16 protein-coding genes are annotated in these 17,321 nt (G+C 70.9%); 8 read left to right on the forward strand and 8 right to left on the reverse strand.

All coding sequences use genetic code 11. The annotated features are described in order from the left end of the window. The first annotated feature begins 129 nt into the window (after window positions 1-129). From ACFIF2_RS12185 to pgi, 5 genes are all read left to right on the forward strand, one after another. Window positions 130-1,341 carry a phosphoglycerate kinase gene (locus ACFIF2_RS12185; protein ID WP_395572607.1) on the forward strand — a complete coding sequence of 404 codons (1,212 nt, stop codon included), beginning with the start codon at window positions 130-132 and terminating at the stop codon, window positions 1,339-1,341. Between the two features lie 6 nt (window positions 1,342-1,347). After that, the gene (gene tpiA / locus ACFIF2_RS12190) at window positions 1,348-2,124 is read left to right on the forward strand and encodes a triose-phosphate isomerase (protein WP_272585258.1); all 777 of its coding nucleotides are present in this window, start codon (window positions 1,348-1,350) and stop codon (window positions 2,122-2,124) included. A gap of 137 nt (window positions 2,125-2,261) precedes the next feature. Then, entirely contained in the window at window positions 2,262-2,498 is a 237-nt protein-coding gene (secG, locus tag ACFIF2_RS12195; protein ID WP_079160504.1) for a preprotein translocase subunit SecG, read from the forward strand. Between the two features lie 200 nt (window positions 2,499-2,698). Continuing rightward, window positions 2,699-3,034 carry an RNA polymerase-binding protein RbpA gene (locus tag ACFIF2_RS12200; protein ID WP_003976875.1) on the forward strand — a complete coding sequence of 112 codons (336 nt, stop codon included), beginning with the start codon at window positions 2,699-2,701 and terminating at the stop codon, window positions 3,032-3,034. A 102-nt stretch (window positions 3,035-3,136) separates the two neighbouring features. Beyond that, the gene (pgi, locus tag ACFIF2_RS12205) at window positions 3,137-4,789 is read left to right on the forward strand and encodes a glucose-6-phosphate isomerase (protein WP_395572608.1); all 1,653 of its coding nucleotides are present in this window, start codon (window positions 3,137-3,139) and stop codon (window positions 4,787-4,789) included. An 85-nt stretch (window positions 4,790-4,874) separates the two neighbouring features. On the opposite strand, the gene pgl is transcribed toward pgi, so the two are convergent. From pgl to tkt, 5 genes are read right to left on the reverse strand one after another with little or no spacing between them, the layout of a single operon-like run. Then, a complete protein-coding gene (gene pgl, locus ACFIF2_RS12210; RefSeq protein ID WP_395572609.1) occupies window positions 4,875-5,657 on the reverse strand; it encodes a 6-phosphogluconolactonase in 783 nt (260 codons plus the stop codon). Next, the gene (opcA, locus tag ACFIF2_RS12215; RefSeq protein WP_395572610.1) at window positions 5,654-6,733 is read right to left on the reverse strand and encodes a glucose-6-phosphate dehydrogenase assembly protein OpcA; all 1,080 of its coding nucleotides are present in this window, start codon (window positions 6,731-6,733) and stop codon (window positions 5,654-5,656) included. The genes pgl and opcA overlap by 4 nt, the downstream gene beginning before the upstream one ends. Beyond that, complete coding sequence (zwf, locus tag ACFIF2_RS12220) at window positions 6,730-8,253, reverse strand: glucose-6-phosphate dehydrogenase (RefSeq protein ID WP_395572611.1); 1,524 nt, start codon at window positions 8,251-8,253, stop codon at window positions 6,730-6,732. Before zwf ends, opcA begins: the two co-directional genes overlap by 4 nt. A 3-nt stretch (window positions 8,254-8,256) precedes the next feature. Then, window positions 8,257-9,375, reverse strand: coding sequence for a transaldolase (tal, locus tag ACFIF2_RS12225; protein ID WP_395572612.1), 1,119 nt, complete (start codon window positions 9,373-9,375; stop codon window positions 8,257-8,259). Window positions 9,376-9,409: 34 nt separating this feature from the next. Further along, entirely contained in the window at window positions 9,410-11,497 is a 2,088-nt protein-coding gene (tkt, locus tag ACFIF2_RS12230; protein ID WP_395572613.1) for a transketolase, read from the reverse strand. 373 nt (window positions 11,498-11,870) lie between these two features. Between tkt and ACFIF2_RS12235 the strand changes: the two genes are divergently transcribed. From ACFIF2_RS12235 to ACFIF2_RS12245, 3 genes are all read left to right on the forward strand, one after another. Then, complete coding sequence (locus ACFIF2_RS12235) at window positions 11,871-12,824, forward strand: heme o synthase (RefSeq protein ID WP_395572743.1); 954 nt, start codon at window positions 11,871-11,873, stop codon at window positions 12,822-12,824. A gap of 96 nt (window positions 12,825-12,920) precedes the next feature. Beyond that, window positions 12,921-13,265, forward strand: coding sequence for a hypothetical protein (locus tag ACFIF2_RS12240; protein WP_395572614.1), 345 nt, complete (start codon window positions 12,921-12,923; stop codon window positions 13,263-13,265). 81 nt (window positions 13,266-13,346) lie between these two features. After that, entirely contained in the window at window positions 13,347-14,501 is a 1,155-nt protein-coding gene (locus ACFIF2_RS12245; RefSeq protein ID WP_395572615.1) for an amidohydrolase family protein, read from the forward strand. Here the strand turns inward: ACFIF2_RS12245 and ACFIF2_RS12250 are convergent. Genes ACFIF2_RS12250 through ACFIF2_RS12260 form a run of 3 tightly spaced genes read right to left on the reverse strand, consistent with a single transcriptional unit; the run spans window position 14,488 to window position 17,244 of the window. Then, window positions 14,488-15,495 (reverse strand): heme A synthase, encoded by a 1,008-nt coding sequence (locus ACFIF2_RS12250; protein WP_395572616.1) that lies wholly within the window; start codon window positions 15,493-15,495, stop codon window positions 14,488-14,490. The genes ACFIF2_RS12245 and ACFIF2_RS12250 overlap by 14 nt on opposite strands. A gap of 55 nt (window positions 15,496-15,550) precedes the next feature. Then, window positions 15,551-16,324 carry an ABC transporter permease gene (locus ACFIF2_RS12255; protein ID WP_395572617.1) on the reverse strand — a complete coding sequence of 258 codons (774 nt, stop codon included), beginning with the start codon at window positions 16,322-16,324 and terminating at the stop codon, window positions 15,551-15,553. Further along, window positions 16,321-17,244: an ABC transporter ATP-binding protein gene (locus ACFIF2_RS12260; RefSeq protein WP_395572618.1), complete on the reverse strand. Its 924-nt coding sequence runs from the start codon at window positions 17,242-17,244 to the stop codon at window positions 16,321-16,323. Before ACFIF2_RS12260 ends, ACFIF2_RS12255 begins: the two co-directional genes overlap by 4 nt. Between the last annotated feature and the right edge of the window lie 77 nt (window positions 17,245-17,321).

Here is a 17,321-nt window from a genome sequence, read left to right on the forward strand (position 1 = left end):
CGGAGCAGGCACCTCGCATGTGACACCAGGGCTCGGGCAGCGCAAGGCCGCGCTGTCCGGGCCCTGCGTCGCGTCCGCAGCGACCCGCCCTCGTAGGATCACGAGCGATCCGAGAATCCAGGAGCCCTCTTGAAGACGATCGACGAACTGCTCTCCGAAGGCGTCGCGGGCAAGCGCGTCTTCGTCCGCGCCGACCTGAACGTGCCGCTGGACGGCACCACCATCACCGACGACGGCCGTATCCGCGCCGTGGTGCCCACCGTCAAGGCCCTGGCCGACGCGGGCGCGCGCGTGATCGTCGCCTCGCACCTGGGCCGCCCCAAGGGCGCCCCGGACCCGGCCTTCTCCCTCGCCCCGGCCGCGGCCCGCCTCGGTGAGCTGCTCGGCGCCGACGTCGCCTTCGCCGACGACACGGTCGGCACCTCCGCCGAGACCGTCGTGTCCGGCCTCGCCGACGGCCGGGTGGCCGTCATCGAGAACCTGCGCTTCAACGCCGGCGAGACCAGCAAGGACGACGCCGAGCGCGCCGCCTTCGCCGACAAGCTGGCCGGCCTCGCGGACGTCTACGTCGGCGACGGCTTCGGCGCGGTGCACCGCAAGCACGCTTCCGTCTTCGACCTGCCGAAGCGGCTGCCGCACTACGCCGGCTACCTCATCGCCACCGAGGTCGGCGTCCTGAAGAAGCTCACCGACGACGTGCAGCGCCCCTACGTGGTCGCCCTCGGCGGTGCCAAGGTCTCCGACAAGCTCGCCGTCATCGACCAGCTGCTCGGCAAGGCCGACCGGCTCCTCATCGGCGGCGGCATGGCGTACACCTTCCTCAAGGCCCAGGGCCACGAGGTCGGCATCTCGCTCCTCCAGGAGGACCAGATCCCGGTCGTCAAGGAGTACATGGAGCGTGCCGAGAAGAACGGCGTCGAGCTGGTCCTCCCGGTCGACGTGCTGGTCTCGTCCGAGTTCCCGGACCTGAAGACCAAGGCCCCGGCCCACCCCGCCACCGTCGCGGCGGACGCCATCCCGGCCGACCAGGAGGGTCTGGACATCGGTCCCGAGACCCGCAAGCTGTACGCCTCGAAGCTCGCCGACGCTGCCACCGTCTTCTGGAACGGCCCGATGGGCGTCTTCGAGCACCCCGACTACGCCGAGGGCACCAAAGCGGTCGCCCAGGCCCTCGTCGACGCCCCGGGCTTCACCGTGGTCGGCGGCGGCGACTCCGCCGCGGCCGTGCGGACGCTCGGCTTCGACGAGAACGCATTCGGCCACATCTCGACCGGCGGCGGCGCCTCCCTCGAATACCTCGAGGGCAAGACGCTCCCCGGCCTCGCCGCACTGGAGGACTGACCCCGTATGACCACTCGCACGCCGCTGATGGCGGGCAACTGGAAGATGAACCTCAACCACCTCGAGGCCATCGCCCACGTCCAGAAGCTCGCCTTCGCCCTCGCGGACAAGGACTACGACGCCGTCGAGGTCGCCGTCCTCGTCCCCTTCACCGACCTGCGCTCGGTGCAGACCCTGGTCGAGCACGACAAGCTGAAGATCAAGTACGGTGCCCAGGACGTCTCCGCCCACGACGGCGGTGCCTACACCGGCGAGATCTCCGGCCCGATGCTGGCCAAGCTCCGCTGCACCTACGTCGCGATCGGCCACTCCGAGCGCCGGCAGTACCACGCCGAGACCGACGAACTGGTGAACGCCAAGGTCAAGGCCGCCTACAAGCACGGCCTGACCCCGATCCTGTGCGTCGGCGAGGAGCTGGACGTCCGTGAGGCGGGCAACCACGTCGCCCACACCCTCGCCCAGGTCGAGGGCGGTCTCAAGGACCTCCCGGCCGAGCAGGCCGAGACGATCGTGATCGCCTACGAGCCCGTGTGGGCCATCGGCACCGGCAAGGTGTGCGGCGCCGAGGACGCCCAGGAGGTCTGCGCGGCCATCCGCGGCAAGCTCGCCGAGCTGTACTCCCAGGAGCTGGCCGACAAGGTCCGCATCCAGTACGGCGGCTCGGTCAAGTCCGGCAACGTCGCCGAGATCATGTCGCAGGCCGACATCGACGGTGCACTGGTCGGCGGTGCCTCGCTGGACTCGGACGAGTTCGTCAAGATCGTCCGCTTCCGCGACCAGTAGGCCCGCGGGCCCGCCGTCCGGCAGATCGGCCGGTGAGTATGCCGTAGCGGCGATACGTCGTACCCTTGCGGGGGCATGGTGGCCTGCTGTCACCGTGCCCCCGTCGTTCATCCGAATCCGAGGAAGTTGGTCCAGCCGTGGTTTTGGGGTTCTCGATCGCCCTGATCGTCTTCAGCCTGCTGCTGATGCTGCTGGTGCTGATGCACAAGGGGAAGGGCGGCGGCCTCTCCGACATGTTCGGGGGCGGCATGCAGTCGTCCGTCGGCGGCTCCTCGGTCGCCGAGCGCAACCTCGACCGGATCACCGTGGTGGTCGGTCTGCTCTGGTTCGCGTGCATCATGGTGCTCGGCCTGCTGATGAAGGCGAACAACTGACCCACCCCGCACTCGAGCACGTAAAGCCCCATGTCCGGTACGCGCCCCACGGCGCCGCCTATCATGGGGCTTGCGTCTTGTCGTTTGGGCTTGTAACTCCAATCACTGGACGCGCGTTGGGCCTTACGTAGACTGAGGCGCTCGCAGCGAAGCGAAACGCCGACTCGCTTCGCGGCACCATCACGCAGGGAGTTACGACCGTGGCAAGTGGCAACGCGATCCGGGGAAGCCGGGTCGGGGCGGGGCCGATGGGCGAGGCCGAGCGCGGCGAGTCCGCGCCGCGTCTGCGCATCTCCTTCTGGTGCTCCAACGGACACGAGACGCAGCCGAGCTTCGCGAGCGACGCACAGGTCCCGGAGACCTGGGACTGCCCGCGCTGCGGCTTCCCCGCCGGACAGGACCGGGACAATCCGCCGGACCCGCCGCGCACCGAGCCCTACAAGACCCACCTGGCCTATGTGCGCGAACGCCGCAGCGACGCGGACGGCGAGGCCATCCTCGCCGAGGCGCTGGCCAAACTGCGGGGCGAGATCTAGCCCGAGATCCAGCCCCCACGGTCGGTCTTCTTCCGCACCGCTCCATAAGGTTGGACCAGCCGGGACAGCTGGGACACCTGAGGAAGAAGGCTGAAGACCGACATGAACGCAGACGGCCGTACCAGGCTCCACCAGAGGGCCGAATGGACCGCGCTGGCCAAGCACCGCGAGGAGCTCGGCGAGGTGCGGCTGCGCGAGCTGTTCGCCGCCGACCCGTCGCGCGGCACCGACCGCACGCTGCGGGTGGGAGACCTGTACGTCGACTACTCCAAGCACCTCGTCACCGACGACACCCTGCGGCTGCTGCGGGAACTGGCCGCCGCCACCGACGTGTTCGGGCTGCGTGACGCCATGTTCCGCGGCGAGAAGATCAACACCACCGAGGACCGCGCGGTGCTGCACACCGCGCTGCGCGCCCCGAGGGGCGCGGTGATCGAGGTCGACGGTGAGAACGTCGTGCCCAAGGTGCACGCCGTGCTCGACAGGATGGCCGCCTTCGCCGACCGGGTCCGCTCGGGGGAGTGGCAGGGCCACACCGGCAAGCGCATCCGCAACGTGGTCAACATCGGCATCGGCGGCTCCGACCTCGGCCCGGCGATGGCCTACGAGGCGCTGCGCGCCTTCACCGACCGCGAGCTGACGGTCCGGTTCGTCTCCAACGTCGACGGCGCCGACCTGCACGAGGCGGTCCGGGACCTGGAACCGGCCGAGACGCTGTTCATCGTGGCGTCCAAGACGTTCACCACCATCGAGACGATCACGAACGCGACCTCGGCGCGCTCCTGGCTGCTGGACGGCCTGAGCGGCGATGAGAAGGCGGTCGCCAAGCACTTCGTCGCCCTGTCGACCAACGCCGAGAAGGTCGCCGGCTTCGGCATCGACACGGCCAACATGTTCGAGTTCTGGGACTGGGTCGGCGGACGCTACTCGTACGACTCGGCGATCGGGCTCTCCCTGATGATCGCCATCGGCCCGGACCGCTTCCGGGAGATGCTCGACGGCTTCCGCATCGTCGACGAGCACTTCCGCACCGCGCCCGCCGAGGCCAACGTGCCCTTGCTGATGGGCCTGTTGGGCATCTGGTACGGCAACTTCCACGACGCGCAGTCGCACGCGGTGCTGCCGTACAGCCACTACCTGTCGAAGTTCACCGCCTACCTCCAGCAGCTCGACATGGAGTCCAACGGCAAGTACGTCGCCCGTGACGGGCGCGAGGTGCAGTGGCAGACCGGGCCGGTGGTGTGGGGCACGCCGGGGACGAACGGCCAGCACGCGTATTACCAGTTGATCCACCAGGGCACCAAGCTGATCCCGGCGGACTTCATCGGCTTCGCCCGGCCGGCCGCCGAGCTGAGCGACGGGCTGAAGGCCCAGCACGACCTGCTGATGGCCAACTTCTTCGCGCAGACCCAGGCCCTCGCCTTCGGCAAGACGCCGGACGAGGTGCGGGCCGAGGGCGTGCCGGAGGACCTGGTCGCGCACAAGACGTTCCCGGGCAACCACCCGACGACCACGATCCTCGCCCACGAGCTGACGCCGTCGGTGCTCGGCCAGCTCGTCGCGCTCTACGAGCACAAGGTGTTCGTGCAGGGCGCGGTGTGGGGCATCGACTCGTTCGACCAGTGGGGCGTGGAGCTGGGGAAGGTGCTCGCCAAGCGGGTCGAGCCCGCGCTGACCGGGGACGGCGAGGTGTCCGGGCTGGACTCCTCCACCGGGGCGCTGGTCGCCGCGTACCGGGAGCTGCGCGGGCGGTAGCAGGGGAAAGGGCGGCGGGGGCGGTGAGGGTTCTCGCCCTCACCGCCCCCGCCGCCCCTCCCGTCCTCGAACGCCGGGCGGCCGGTCAGGCCGACGCCGGTGGGTACAGCGACCTCGGCAGCCGCGAGGCCGCCGCCGCGTCCAGGAGCCACAGCGTGCGGGCGCGGCCCTGCGCCCCCGCTGCCGGGGCCTGGATCTCGCCCGCGCCCGAGAGGGCCATCGCGACCGCGTTCGCCTTGTCCTCACCCGCCGCGAGCAGCCACACCTCGCGGGCCGTGCGGATGGCCGGCAGGGTCAGGGAGACGCGGGTGGGCGGCGGCTTGGGGGAGCCGTGGACGCCGATCACCGTGCGCTCCGTCTCCCGTACGCCCGGGTGCTCCGGGAAGAGGGACGCCACGTGCGTGTCCGGGCCGACGCCCAGGAGGAGGACGTCGAAGGACGGGACGGCGGCGTGGTTCTCCGGGACGGACGCCTCGGCCAGCTCCCGCGCGTACGCCGCCGCGGCGGCCTCCACGTCCGAGCCGTGCGGGCCGTCCGACGCCGGCATCGCGTGCACCCGCTTCGGGTCCAGCGGCACCGAGTCAAGCAGCGCCCGACGCGCCTGGGTGACGTTGCGCTCCGGGTCGCCCTCCGGGAGGTAGCGCTCGTCGCCCCACCACAGGTCCAGGCGGGACCAGTCGATGGCGTCCCGGGCCGGGGATCCGGCGATCGCGGTCAGCAGCCCGTTGCCGTTGCGGCCGCCGGTGAGGACCACCGACGCGCTGCCCCGGGAGGCCTGCGCGTCCACGATCTTCGTGATCAGCCGCGCCGCCGCGGCCTCGGCCATCAGCTCCTTGTCGCGGTGCACGACCAGCTGGGGAGTACTCACTTCGCCGCCGCCTTCTTCACGGGTGCCTTCTTGCGCGTCGCGTCCTTCGCGGGCGCCTTCGCGGCCGTCTCGACGGGAGCGGGGACGGCGACCGCCCCGTTCCCGTCCCCGTCACCGTCGCCGGAGCCCCCTTCGGCCGGGGCGGCGCCCGGCGCGTTCAGCCGGTCCACCCCGTACCGCAGCGCCGAGGCGTACGTGTCGTCCGGGTCGAGGCGCCGCAGTTCCTCCGCGATCAGCTCGGCCGTCTCACGGCGCTTGAGCGCGACCGCCCGTGACGGCTGGCCCTTGATGGACAGCGTCGCGAGCGAACCGTCGGCCCGGTCCAGGACGACCGGGCCGCAGTCGGTGTCCATCCGGACCGCGGTCAGACCGGGACCGGCGGACGCGGTGCGCTGGACCGGCACGTCCAGCCGGTCCGCCAGCCACATGGCCAGCAGCTCGCAGCTCGGGTTGTACTCCTCGCCCTCCACCTCGACCGACCGCACCTCGCAGTCGACCTGGTCCAGGGCCGCCGCCAGCATCGAGCGCCACGGCGTGATCCGGGTCCAGGACAGGTCGGTGTCGCCCGGGGCGTACGCGTCGGCACGGGCCGTCAGTTCCCGGATCGGCTCCTCGCAGGCGTAGGTGTCGGTGACCCGGCGCTGGGCCAGGGCGCCCAGCGGGTCCCCGGCCGGGTCCAGCGGCGCGTTCACCGGCCACCACACCACCACCGGGGCGTCCGGCAGCAGCAGCGGCAGGACCACCGACTGGGCGTGGTCGACGACGTCGCCGTACAGCCGCAGCACGATCGTCTCGCCGGTGCCCGCGTCGGTGCCGAGGCGGACCTCGGCGTCCAGGCGGGACTTCGTGCGGTCCCGGGGCGAGCGGGAGACGCGCTTGATGACGACGAGCGTGCGCGAGGGGTGCTCGTGCGCGGCGTCGCTCGCGGCCTTCAGCGCGTCGTAGGCGTTCTCCTCGTCGGTGACGATGACCAGGGTGAGCACCATGCCGATGGCCGGCGTGCCGATGGCCCGGCGGCCCAGCACCAGCGCCTTGTTGATCTTGCTGGCCGTGGTGTCCGTGAGGTCTGTCTTCATGGCCGGCGCCAGCTCCGTCCGTCTCGCTCGAGCATGTCGTCCGCCTCGACGGGCCCCCAGGTGCCGGCCGGGTACCGGGCCGGGGTGCCGTGCTGGTCCCAGTACTCCTCGATCGGGTCGAGGATCTTCCAGGACAGCTCGACCTCCTCGGTGCGCGGGAACAGGTTCGCGTCGCCGAGCAGCACGTCGAGGATGAGGCGCTCGTACGCCTCCGGGCTGGACTCCGTGAAGGACTCGCCGTAGGCGAAGTCCATGGACACGTCCCGGATCTCCATCGACGTGCCCGGCACCTTGGAGCCGAAGCGGACGGTGACGCCCTCGTCGGGCTGGACGCGGATGACGATCGCGTTCGAGCCGAGTTCCTCGGTGGCCGTCGTGTCGAAGGGGGAGTGCGGGGCGCGCTGGAAGACGACCGCGATCTCCGTGACCCGGCGGCCCAGGCGCTTGCCGGTGCGCAGGTAGAAGGGGACGCCCGCCCAGCGGCGGTTGTCGATGCCGACCTTGATCGCGGCGTAGGTGTCGGTCTTCGACTTCGGGTCGATGCCGTCCTCGTCGAGGTAGCCGATGACCTTCGCGCCGCCCTGCCAGCCGGCCGCGTACTGGGCGTGCACGGTGTCCCGGCCCAGGTCCTTGGGGAGGCGGACCGCGCCGAGCACCTTGGTCTTCTCCGCGGCCAGCGCGTCCGCGTCGAAGGACGAGGGCTCCTCCATCGCGGTGAGCGCCAGCAACTGGAGCAGGTGGTTCTGGATGACGTCACGGGCCGCGCCGATGCCGTCGTAGTAGCCGGCCCGGCCGCCGATGCCGATGTCCTCGGCCATCGTGATCTGCACGTGGTCCACGTAGGACCGGTTCCAGATCGGCTCGAACATCTGGTTGGCGAAACGCAGCGCCAGGATGTTCTGGACGGTCTCCTTGCCCAGGTAGTGGTCGATGCGGAAGACCTGGTCCGGGGCGAAGACCTCGTGGACGATCGCGTTGAGTTCCTCGGCCGACTTCAGATCGTGCCCGAAGGGCTTCTCGATCACCGCGCGGCGCCAGGAGCCGCTCGACTGGTCGGCCAGCTGGTGCTTCTTCAGCTGCTGGATGACCACGGGGAAGGACTTCGGCGGCACCGACAGGTAGAAGGCGAAGTTGCCGCCCGTGCCCTGCGCCTTGTCCAGCTCCTCGATGGTGCCGCGCAGCCGCTCGAACGCCTCGTCGTCGTCGAAGGTGCCCTGGACGAAGCGCATGCCCTGGCTGAGCTGCTGCCAGACCTCCTCGCGGAACGGCGTACGGGAGTGCTCCTTGACGGCGTCGTGCACGACCTGGGCGAAGTCCTCGTGCTCCCAGTCGCGGCGGGCGAACCCGACGAGCGAGAAGCCCGGCGGCAGCAGACCCCGGTTGGCGAGGTCGTATACGGCGGGCATGAGCTTCTTGCGGGACAGATCGCCGGTGACGCCGAAAATGACCAGACCCGACGGCCCCGCGATACGCGGGAGCCGTCGGTCTGCGGGGTCACGCAGCGGATTGCTGCTTGACAATTTTTAGCCCTCCGAGGGAGCGAGGCGCTTGAGCTCCGCCTCCGTCGACTTGAGCAGGTCGTTCCAGGACGCCTCGAACTTCTCGACGCCCTCGTCCTCCAGGAGCTGGACCACCTCGTCGTAGGAGATCCCGAGCTTCTCGACCGCGTCGAGGTCGGCGCGGGCCTTCTCGTAGGTGCCGGCGACGGTGTCACCGGTGATCTCGCCGTGGTCCTCGGTGGCGAACAGCGTCGCCTCCGGCATGGTGTTCACCGTGTTGGGCGCCACCAGGTCGGTGACGTACATGGTGTCGCTGTACGCCTTGTCCTTGACGCCGGTCGACGCCCACAGCGGGCGCTGCTTGTTGGCGCCGGCCTTCTCCAGGGCGGCCCAGCGGTCGGAGGAGAAGACCTCCTCGTACGCCTGGTAGGCGAGGCGGGCGTTGGCGACGGCGGCCTTGCCGCGCAGCGCCTTGGCCTCGTCGGTGCCCAGCGCGTCGATCCGCTTGTCGATCTCGGTGTCCACACGGGACACGAAGAAGGACGCCACCGAGTGGATCTGCGAGAGGTCCAGGCCGCGCTCCTTGGCCTTCTCCAGGCCGGTCAGGAAGGCGTCCATGACCTTGCGGTAGCGCTCCAGCGAGAAGATCAGCGTGACGTTGACGCTGATGCCCAGGCCGATGGTCTCGGCGATCGCCGGGATGCCGGCCTCGGTCGCCGGGATCTTGATGAGCGTGTTGGGCCGGTCCACCAGCCAGGCCAGCTGCTTGGCCTCGGCGACCGTCGCGTGGGTGTTGTGCGCGAGGCGCGGGTCGACCTCGATGGAGACCCGGCCGTCCTTGCCGCCCGTGTTGTCGAAGACGGGGCGCAGGATGTCGGCGGCGTCCCGGACGTCCGCCGTGGTGATCATGCGGATGGCCTCTTCCACCGTGACCCGGCGGACGGCGAGGTCGGCGAGCTGCTGGTCGTAGCCGTCGCCCTCGGAGATCGCCTTCTGGAAGATCGACGGGTTGGTGGTGACGCCCACGACGTGCTGCTGGTCGATCAGCTCGGCGAGGTTGCCGGACGTGATCCGCTTGCGCGACAGGTCGTCCAGCCAGATCGCGACGCCTTCATCGGAGAGGCGCTTGAGTGCGTCTGTCATGGAAAATGCATCTCCTACGTGTCGTGTGTGAGCGTCAGCGCTGGGCTGCGGCGATCGATTCCCGCGCCTGGGCGGCCACGTTCTCGGCAGTGAAGCCGAACTCGCGGAAGAGCACCTTGCCGTCCGCCGAAGCACCGAAGTGCTCCAGGGAAACGATGCGGCCGGCGTCCCCCACGTACTTGTGCCAGGTCAGTCCGATCCCGGCCTCGACCGCGACACGGGCCTTCACGGACGGGGGCAGCACGCTGTCCCGGTACCCCTGGTCCTGCTGCTCGAACCACTCGACGGACGGCATCGACACCACGCGGGTCGGTACGCCGTCGGCCTGGAGCGCCTCGCGGGCCTCCACGGCCACGTGCACCTCGGAACCGGTGGCGATGAGGATCACCTGGGCGTCGCCGCCCTCCGCCTCGAACAGGACGTAGCCGCCCTTGGCCGCGTCCTCGTTCGGCTCGTACGTCGGCACGCCCTGGCGGGTCAGCGCCAGACCGTGCGGCTGGCCCTTGCCGAACTCCTTCGTCCAGCGGCGCAGGATCTCGCGCCAGGCGATGGCGGTCTCGTTGGCGTCGGCAGGACGGACCACGTTCAGACCCGGGATGGCGCGCAGCGAGGCGAGGTGCTCGACCGGCTGGTGGGTCGGGCCGTCCTCGCCCAGGCCGATGGAGTCGTGCGTCCACACGTACGTCACCGGCAGGTGCATCAGGGCCGACAGGCGCACGGCGTTGCGCATGTAGTCGGAGAAGACCAGGAACGTTCCGCCGTAGATGCGCGTGTTGCCGTGCAGCGCGATGCCGTTCATCTCCGCGGCCATCGCGTGCTCGCGGATGCCGAAGTGGATGGTGCGGCCGTACGGGTCCGCCTCGGGCAGCGGGTTGCCCGCCGGGAGGAAGGACGACGTCTTGTCGATCGTGGTGTTGTTCGAGCCGGCCAGGTCGGCCGAGCCGCCCCACAGCTCGGGGATCACCGCGCCGAGCGCCTGGAGCACCTTGCCGGAGGCGGCACGCGTGGCGACGCCCTTGCCCGCCTCGAAGACCGGGATCTTCTCCTCCCAGCCCTTGGGCAGCTCGCCCTTGGCGACGCGCTCGTACTCGGCGGCGCGCTCCGGGTTGTTGTCCCGCCACTGCTGGTAGGACTTCTCCCACACCGCGCGGGCGGCCCGGCCCTTCTCCAGCGCCTTGCGGGTGTGCTCGATGACCTCGTCGGAGACCTCGAAGGTCTTCTCCGGGTCGAAGCCCAGGACCCGCTTGGTCGCGGCGACCTCGTCGTCGCCGAGCGCCGAGCCGTGCGCGGCCTCGGTGTTCTGCGCGTTGGGGGCGGGCCAGGCGATGATCGAGCGCATCGCGATGAAGGAGGGGCGGTCGGTGACCTTCTTCGCCGCCTCGATCGCGTCGTAGAGCGCGTTCGGGTCCAGGTCGCCGTCCGGCTTCGGGGCGACGCGCTGCACGTGCCAGCCGTAGGCCTCGTACCGCTTGCAGGTGTCCTCGGAGACGGCGGTCTCGGTGTCGCCCTCGATCGAGATGTGGTTGTCGTCCCACAGCAGGACCAGGTTGCCGAGCTTCTGGTGGCCCGCGAGGGAGGACGCCTCGGCGGAGATGCCCTCCTGGAGGCAGCCGTCACCGGCGATGCAGTAGATGAAGTGGTCGAACGGGGAGGTGCCCTCGGGGGCCTCCGGGTCGAACAGGCCGCGCTCGTAGCGGGCGGCCATCGCCATGCCCACCGCGTTGGCGACGCCCTGGCCGAGCGGGCCAGTCGTCGTCTCGACGCCGGTGGTGTGCCCGTACTCCGGGTGGCCGGGGGTCTTGGAACCCCACGTCCGGAAGGACTCCAGGTCCGCCAGCTCCAGGCCGAAGCCGGCCAGGTAGAGCTGGGTGTAGAGGGTCAGGGACGAGTGGCCGGCGGACAGCACGAAACGGTCGCGCCCGACCCAGTCGGCGTCGGCGGGGTCGTGCCGCATCACCTTCTGGAAGAGGGTGTAGGCGGCGGGCGCCAGGCTCATCGCCGTACCCGGATGGCCGTTGCCAACCTTCTGTACGGCATCGGCGGCCAGGACGCGGGCGGTGTCCACGGCCCGCTGGTCCAGTTCGGTCCACTCGAGGTCTGTGGTGGTCGGCTTGGTGCTCACCCTGAGTCAGGGCTCCTCTCCACATGTCGGATGCCGGTGCACGTGGCGCCCACCGGCTGCCGGCGCGTCCTGAGTCGGCCGGCCGTTGTTGAGCCTACCCCCGTAAGTACGTGCGTTTTTCCCCTGGAAACCAGACTGCCGGGACTCTTCCGGATCCGCCTGCCGACTGGGCGAAACCGCATTCGGCAAGTGAATACGGAGCCGCTCATCTGACCGCTCAATCGACTCTCCGAACGCACGTCGGAGCACCCTTCCCAACACGACCCCACCCCCGCGAAGGCCGAGGTATGGGCAACGTCTAAAGTGGCGTGGTACGCGCGAGCCTTTACCGCCACTTCACACGGTCGGGCTCGCTGGGATGTCTCTGTCAGGGGTGTGCGTGACGGCCGTTGAATCCCGTCCTGCGGGGGTTATCGGGACGAGCCAGAGCCCGAGTCACCGGCCGTTCGGGGCCCGTGTCAAGGCGTTCGTGGCGCTGACCAAGCCGCGGATCATCGAGCTTCTGCTGATCACCACCGTTCCGGTGATGTTCCTGGCCGAACAGGGTGTTCCGGATCTGAGGCTGGTGCTGCTGACCTGCGTCGGCGGCTACCTGTCCGCGGGCGGCGCCAACGCGCTGAACATGTACATCGACCGCGACATCGACGCGCTGATGGACCGCACCTCGCAGCGCCCCCTGGTCACCGGCATGGTCAGCCCGCGCGAATGCCTCGCCTTCGGCATCACCCTGGCGATCGTCTCGACGCTCCTGTTCGGCCTCACGGTCAACTGGCTGTCGGCCTGGCTCTCGCTCGGCGCGCTCCTCTTCTACGTCGTCGTCTACACGATGATCCTCAAGCGCCGCACCTCGCAGAACATCGTCTGGGGCGGCATCGCCGGCTGCCTGCCGGTGCTCATCGGCTGGTCGGCCGTGACGAACTCGATGTCCTGGGCGCCGGTCATCCTCTTCGCAGTCATGTTCTTCTGGACGCCGCCGCACTACTGGCCGCTGTCCATGAAGGTCAAGGAGGACTACGCGCGCGTCGGCGTGCCGATGCTCCCGGTCGTCGCTTCCAACAAGGTCGTCGCCCGGCAGATCGTCGTCTACAGCTGGGTGATGGTCGCCGTGTCGCTGCTGCTGACGCCGCTCGGCTACACCGGCTGGTTCTACACGGCGGTCGCCCTGCTGGCCGGCGGCATGTGGCTGTGGGAGGCGCACGGGCTGCAGAACCGCGCCAAGGCCGAGGTCACGGGCGCCAAGCTCAAGGAGATGCGGCTGTTCCACTGGTCGATCACCTACGTGTCGGTGCTCTTCCTGGCGATCGCGGTGGACCCCTTCCTGCGCTGAGTCCCGCTTCAGACGGCTCCGACGGGCGGGGTGCGTGGTCAAGGCCACGCACCCCGCCCGTCGCCGTTCGATCTACCCGTCGGTAGCATCCTGGGCATGGCAGACACGCAGCAGGTTGAGACGAAGCCCGACCGCTGGGCCGAGCGCCGGGTGGCCCGGATGGCCGGACGGATCGAGGCGTTCTCCAAGGCACACGGCGGCGCCGAGGGCCAGGTGGCCTACCTCGGTGAGCGCGGCGCCCGGATCGTGCTCGTCGGCGCGGACGGCGCCTGGGGCGACCTGGTCGCACGCTCTTACGAGAGCGCCCGGCAGGCCGTGGAGAAGTCCGGGATCACCGTCCACGAGGACTTCGACGGCGAGTTCGCGGCCAAGGTGAAGACCGGCCGCTACGAGTGGTCGCGCATGGCGGGCATCCAGGTGGGCGGCCCGAGCAACACCTGAGCCCGGGTTCACCCGTTAGGACCGTAGGAGGCCGCACGGCGCCCGAGCCGTCCGGCACACGGTCCCACACGGGGAGTCCGGATGATCGAAACGCCGTCCCTGGTGGACCAGTACTGCCACGGCGTCCTGAGAACGGAGCTGGGCCTCGGCACCTTCGAGGCCCAGCTGGCCCGCACCGAGGGTCCGCCCGCACCGGGCACCACCCTCTTCGACACCCAGACCGGCTTCGCGGTACGCCGCTGGTGCCCGCCCCTGCTCGGCCTGGAACCGCACTGCCCGCCCGCCCGCTATCTGGCCCGGCGCCGCGAGCTGGGCGTCCTGGAGGCCGACCGCCGGCTGCTGCGCGGCAGCGGCATCACCACCTACCTGGTCGACGCCGGCCTGCCCGGCGACCTCACCGGACCCGACGAGATGGCCTCCGCCGCGGCCGCCGACGCCCACGAGATCGTGCGCCTGGAACTGCTGGCCGAGCAGGTCGCCGACACCTCCGGCACCGTCGAGTCCTTCCTCGCCAACCTCGCCGAGGCCGTCCACGGCGCCGCCGCGCACGCGGTCGCCTTCACCTCCGTCGCGGGCGTACGGCACGGTCTGGCGCTGGCGCCCGAACCGCCCGGCCCGGGCGAGGTGCGCGGCGCCGCCGCCCGCTGGCTCACCGGGCGCGAGGTCGGCGGCGAGCTGAGCGACCCGGTCCTCCTGCGCCACCTGCTGTGGATCGCCGTCGCCTCGGGCCGGCCGCTCCAGCTGCACGCCGGGCTCGGGGAGCCGGGCCTGCGCATCGACCGCACCGATCCGGTGCTGCTCACGGACTTCGTGCGGGCCACCGCCGGGCTCGGCACCGACCTGGTCCTGCTGCACGGCTACCCGTACCACCGGCACGCCGCCCACCTCGCCGGCGTCTTCCCGCACGTCTACGCCGACTCGGGCGCTGCCCTGGTGCGCACCGGCGCCCGCGCGGCGACGGTCCTCGCGGAGATCCTGGAGCTGGCGCCCTTCGGCAAGATCCTGTTCTCCAGCGGCGCCCAGGGCCTGCCCGAGCTGCACGTGGTCGCCGCCCGCCTGTTCCGCGAGGCCCTCGGCCGGGTGCTGGGCACCTGGGTGGCCGAGGGGGCGTGGTCCCTGGGGGACGCGCAGCGGGTGGCGGGGATGATCGCGTCGGGGAACGCGGGGCGGGTCTACGGGCTGGAGCAGGTCCCGGCGGGTCCCGCCGGGAACGTGAGCCCGCTCAGGCCCGTGTGAGTGTCGCCTCCGCCGCCGGACCGGGCACGCCGGCCGGCTCCTCCGGCCGCTCGCGCAGCGCCAGCAGCACCCTGAGCGTGGCGATCCACACCAGGCAGGAGCCGAACATGTGCAGGCCGACCAGGATCTCGGGGAGGTCGGTGAAGTACTGCACGTAGCCGACGGCACCCTGGGCGAGCAGCACCAGGAACAGGTCGCGGGTGCGGGAGAGCGGGGCCCTGGGCGCGTCGACCGCCTTCAGCACGAACCACAGGGCGAACGCCAGCGTCACCACGACCCACGCCAGGACGGCGTGCGCCTTGCTCACCGTCTCCCAGTCGAGCGGCATCCGCTCGACCTCGCTGGAGTCGCCCGCGTGCGGGCCGGCGCCGGTCACCACGGTGCCGACCGCGATCAGCAGCACGGAGACGACGACCAGCGCCCACACCAGCTGCTGGACCGCCTTGCCGACCAGGGGGCGCGGTGCCGCGTCGCCCTCCCGGGTGCGCTGCCACATCACCGTGGCGACCGCGATCAGCGCGGTGGACAGCAGGAAGTGGGCCGCGACCGTGTACGGGTTGAGGCCGACGAGGACCACGATGCCGCCGAGGATCGCGTTGCCCATCACGATCCAGAACTGCGCCCAGCCCAGCCGCGTCAGGCTGCGCCGGAACGGCTTCTGCGAGCGCGCGGCGATGATCGCCCAGCCGACCGCCGCGCACAGCACGTACGTCAGCATGCGGTTGCCGAACTCGATGACGCCGTGGATGCCCATCTCGCTGGTGTTGGTCAACGAGTCGTCGGTGCACTTGGGCCAGGTCGGGCAGCCGAGGCCGGAACCGGTCAGGCGCACCGCGCCGCCGGTGACCACGATGACCACCGACATGACGAGTGCGGTCAGGGCCGCCCGCCGGACCGTCCGGGGATCCGGGGTCCAGCGCGCGGCGATGAAGGCGAGCGGGTTGCGCACGGCGGATGCGGCGTCGGCGGTGGTCACGTTTGGCACGCCGTCCATCGTAGGGGGCCGCTTGTGCACGCTTTCACGAGGGTCCCGTTCCGGGCATGTGTTCCTACTCCCAGCGGAAGAACTTCCCGGCCGCCGCGAGCCCGGCGACGGCCCATACGGCGAGGATCCCCAGGTCGCCCCAGGGCATCGAGGCACCGTGCTGGAGCACGTCCCGCAGCCCGTCCGACAGGGCGGAGATCGGCAGCAGCCCCAGCACGCTCCGCGCCGCGTCCGGGAACTCGTCCAGCGGCACGATCACCCCGCCGCCCACGAGCAGCAGCAGGAAGACCAGGTTGGCGGCGGCCAGCGTCGCCTCCGCCTTCAGCGTGCCCGCCATGAGCAGCCCGAGCCCGGAGAAGGCGGCCGTGCCGAGGACCAGGAGCAGCAGCACGGTGAACGGGTTGCCGTGCGGCGACCAGCCCAGCGCGAACGCGATCACCGTCAGCAGCACGATCTGGAGGACCTCGGTGACCAGGACGGACACCGTCTTGGCGGTCATCAGTCCCCAGCGCGGCAGCGGGGAGGCGGCGAGCCGCTTCAGCACCCCGTACCGCCGCTCGAAGCCGGTGGCGATGGCCTGCCCGGTGAACGCGGTCGACATCACGGCGAGCGCCAGGACGCCCGGGGCGAGGAAGTCCACGGCCTTCCCGGCGCCGGTGTCGATGATGTCGACGGTGCTGAACAGGACGAGCAGCAGCGTCGGGATGACCACCGTCAGCAGCAGCTGCTCGCCGTTGCGCAGCAGCATCCTGGTCTCCAGCGCCGCCTGGGCCGCGATCATCCGGCCGAGGGGCGCGGCACCGGGCTTCGGCGTGTACGTGCCGTCGGTCGTCGTCATGAGCGCAGTTCCTTGCCCGTCAGCTCCAAGAACACGTCCTCCAGGGTGTGCCGCTCCACCGAGATCCGGTCCGGCATCACCCCGTGCTGGGCGCACCAGGAGGTCACCGTGGCGAGCAGCTGGGGGTCGACCTTGCCGTTGACGCGGTAGGAGCCCGGTGTCAGCTCGGCGGCGGAGGAGTCCGCCGGCAGCGCCTTGAGCAGGGACGCGACGTCCAGTCCCGGGCGGCCGGAGAACCGCAGGGTGTTCTCGGCGCCGCCGCGGCACAGCTCCTCGGGGGAGCCCTGGGCGACGACCCGGCCTGCGTCGATGATGGCGACGTCGTCGGCCAGCTGCTCGGCCTCGTCCATGTGGTGGGTGGTGAGGATGACGGAGACCCCGTCGCCCCGCAGGTCCCGCACCAGGTCCCAGGTGGCGCGGCGGGCCTGCGGGTCCAGACCGGCGGTCGGCTCGTCCAGGAACACCAGCTCGGGGCGGCCGACCACGGCCATCGCGAGGGCGAGCCGCTGCTGCTGGCCGCCGGAGAGCCTGCGGTACGTCGTCCGGCCGCACGAGTCCAGGCCGAGCCGCTCGATGAGCGCGTCGACGTCGAGGGGGTGGGCGTGCAGCTTCGCCACGTGGCGCAGCATCTCGTCGGCGCGGGCGCCGGAGTAGACCCCGCCGGACTGCAGCATGACGCCGATGCGGGGACGCAGCTCGGCGCCCTGTCCCACCGGGTCGAGGCCCAGCACGCGCACCGTGCCGGAGTCCGGCCTCCGGTACCCCTCGCAGGTCTCGATCGTGGTCGTCTTGCCCGCCCCGTTGGGGCCGAGTACGGCGGTGACACCCGCCCGGGCCGCCAGGTCGAGGCCGTCCACCGCGGTCTTCGTGCCGTACCGCTTCACCAGGGCCTGGACCTGGACCACGGGCTCGCTTCGCATGGGTCACGAGTCTAGGTAGACGCGGGAGCAGCCGGGCGCGGGGGTGCGGGATCCCCTCCTCCGGGGTGGGGCGCGGG

The sequence above is a fragment of the Streptomyces sp. BK79 genome (assembly GCF_044142145.1).
Lineage (GTDB): Bacteria > Actinomycetota > Actinomycetes > Streptomycetales > Streptomycetaceae > Streptomyces.

Excerpts from the sequence above, each read along its gene's own strand:
- tpiA (WP_272585258.1), top strand. The coding sequence starts at position 1,348 with ATGACCACTCGCACGCCGCTGATGGCGGGCAACTGGAAGATGAACCTC.
- pgi (WP_395572608.1), top strand. The coding sequence starts at position 3,137 with ATGAACGCAGACGGCCGTACCAGGCTCCACCAGAGGGCCGAATGGACC.
- opcA (WP_395572610.1), bottom strand. The coding sequence starts at position 6,733 with ATGAAGACAGACCTCACGGACACCACGGCCAGCAAGATCAACAAGGCG.
- tal (WP_395572612.1), bottom strand. The coding sequence starts at position 9,375 with ATGACAGACGCACTCAAGCGCCTCTCCGATGAAGGCGTCGCGATCTGG.
- ACFIF2_RS12240 (WP_395572614.1), top strand. The coding sequence starts at position 12,921 with ATGGCAGACACGCAGCAGGTTGAGACGAAGCCCGACCGCTGGGCCGAG.
- ACFIF2_RS12245 (WP_395572615.1), top strand. The coding sequence starts at position 13,347 with ATGATCGAAACGCCGTCCCTGGTGGACCAGTACTGCCACGGCGTCCTG.
- ACFIF2_RS12250 (WP_395572616.1), bottom strand. The coding sequence starts at position 15,495 with ATGGACGGCGTGCCAAACGTGACCACCGCCGACGCCGCATCCGCCGTG.
- ACFIF2_RS12255 (WP_395572617.1), bottom strand. The coding sequence starts at position 16,324 with ATGACGACGACCGACGGCACGTACACGCCGAAGCCCGGTGCCGCGCCC.
- ACFIF2_RS12260 (WP_395572618.1), bottom strand. The coding sequence starts at position 17,244 with ATGCGAAGCGAGCCCGTGGTCCAGGTCCAGGCCCTGGTGAAGCGGTAC.